This is a genomic window from Spiroplasma endosymbiont of Megaselia nigra (genome assembly GCF_003987485.1).
Lineage (GTDB): Bacteria > Bacillota_I > Bacilli_A > Mycoplasmatales > Mycoplasmataceae > Spiroplasma.
Genome location: NZ_RCOO01000218.1, coordinates 1 through 1,726 on the forward strand (window position 1 = coordinate 1; position 1,726 = coordinate 1,726).

Annotated in this window: 1 protein-coding gene; it reads right to left on the reverse strand. The window is 20.7% G+C overall.

The window, feature by feature from the left end:
* Nucleotides 1-550: 550 nt before the first annotated feature.
* Nucleotides 551-1,702, reverse strand: a complete 1,152-nt coding sequence (locus D9R21_RS06245) for a PQQ-binding-like beta-propeller repeat protein (RefSeq protein WP_126821515.1) — start codon at nucleotides 1,700-1,702, stop codon at nucleotides 551-553.
* Nucleotides 1,703-1,726: the final 24 nt, after the last annotated feature.

The following is a 1,726-nucleotide window of genomic DNA, read 5'->3' on the forward strand; positions in this document are numbered from 1 at the left end:
ATTTTTCCGTAGATTTTTTGATTTAAAGATAAAATAAATTCTGATAGTACTTTGTTTGATTTAACAAAAATACTATATTTACTATGTGGCGGTATTTTTACTGGCTGAGATGGTATAGTAATTGTTATGTCCTTTGTGTTTGTATGAATTTCTGTATTTGCTGTATTTGAAATATCACCAACATTAAAAGTTGTTGTTTTTCCCTCATTTATAGAATCAGTATAAGTTGTGTCTTCTCAACGTGTTTCACCTCCGCCAACTTCTCCAGATACTTCAACTTTTCCTTCTGCAAGTAGTGGAATTCCGACGGATACTTGTGTTTTTATACCAACTTTAGCATTCCAATTTCAACTTCACGCTTTTTTATCGGCTTTTGAATTACTTTTTCCAGTAGTGGTTGAATTTGATTTTGTTTCTGTTTTTGAAAATCCATTTAATTTTTGAAATGTATTTGTTTCTACAATCTTTTCGGAACAAGAATTGCTGTTTTGCGTTTGTTCTATAGTAGTATTATTTGTAAATACAGCACTAATATTTTGACAAATATCTTCTAAATTTTTACTCTTAATAAATGCTTTATATCCATTTTTTTTCGTTTTAAAGAAATATCAGAAACTATCAAATTATCTAAATTAATATTCGATATATCTTTAATTCTAAAATTATTATTTTGTTTTTTATAATAAAAATATAACCCCGCTTTTATTTGTTTTTCTATATTTAAAACAACATCTTCATTTTTATACTTATTAATAATACCATTTTCATCAAAAAGATAAACTTCATTGTTAATTTTATTAAAAAAAATAAATTTACTATTAAAATTATTTAAATTATCTAAAAAAATAATACTTTCATTATTTTTTAAATTATATTTATATATTTTTTTATAATTGTCATTTATATAAACATTATTATTTATTTTAATTAAAGAAACATTGTTTATTTCTTCATTTATTTTATTAATATATTTTATTGGATAGTTTTTTATTTCTCCTAAATTTTCTGGGTCATATTTGTATATATTTCCATTATTTGTAATAAAATAAAGTTTATTGTTCATTTCAATTCCAGAATTGAAATGAATTTCATTTGTTGGAGAAATTAAAATTTGTTTAAATTCATTTGTTTCTATATTAAATTCTATAATTCAACTAGAGGTAGATGAAAAAAAATAAACCTTATTTTCATTAATTATATTTTTTGGAGGAATACTAAAACTAAAATTTTCTGGAAAACTAATTATAAGTTCTTTTTCTAATGTTTCAAAATTATACTTATATATTTTTCCATCTTTACTATAAATAAATAAATTATTTTTTCAAGAAAAAATATTTCGTATTTCTATGTTTCCAAAATTAATAAAATCACTATAATTTTCGTTTTCTATATCATATATACGAATATAATTATTATTTGCAATAAAATATATTTTATTTAATAAAACTACTGCTCCGAAATTTGGATAAATATAAAATCTAAATTTTGGAAAAATAACATCATTAAAAATAAAATTATAATTTTTACTATTATCAATATTTCTTTTGTTTCTATTTAAACTTTCTAAATTATTTGTTTGTTGATAATTAATATCACTATTTTTGATAGTTTCTTCTTTTTGATAAGGACTAGCAGCAATTGTTGTTGGTATAGCAGTACCACTAATTGTTAATACACTTAATAAACTAAATAATTTTTTCATGTTTTTTTCTCCTTTTCTTAATCT